This window comes from Paenibacillus sp. P4_A7 (assembly GCF_056402455.1).
The window spans coordinates 1-557 of the sequence record NZ_JBFUHJ010000930.1; the positions used below are offsets into that span (position 1 = coordinate 1).

The 557-nt window shown below is 31.6% G+C and carries 1 pseudogene; it reads right to left on the minus strand.

What is annotated here, in order from left to right:
- Window positions 1-351: 351 nt before the first annotated feature.
- A pseudogene (locus AC1DWN_RS35000) lies at window positions 352-557 on the minus strand (hypothetical protein); the annotation flags it as partial.

Consider the following 557-nt stretch of genomic DNA (forward strand, 5'->3'; position numbering starts at 1 on the left):
ATATCTACCTTTTAAATCATCTGGGAAATGCATTGAATTAAACTCAAACATTTTATTTCCTATAAAGGCTTTGTCGGCACTATTCAATTCATTGGATAAATATAATTCCATCTGTTTTTCCACTCCTGTTCTCACTTGTAATCAGCTGAAATGAGTTTTTAAATATAACTTACCATATTGTTCCTATATAAAAGTAAGAAAGAATGATTATATCTAAACTTTATTTAGATTAAGTAGACTGCACAGTTCAAAGCGAAGTTATTCGATGTGATTTTTCAAAAAAAAGGGTTACAACCGGAATAACCGGATATGTAACCCTTCTTGGATTGTATTTTATTTAACTATATTAATCTAGCTGGTAACATGCTCAATAAATGAATTTACTAAACAATGAGGGGTTTTCATGGTCGAGCTTAGTTGGGGAACAAATAATGTCCCAATGAAAAATTTGTATTCAGGTATTTCAATTATTCGCGGTTCTCCTTGTGTGTCTGTTCCCACTATTCTTAAACCCGACTCGTTAATTTGAGTTTGATAGGCTGAGTTAAGTCCATAAT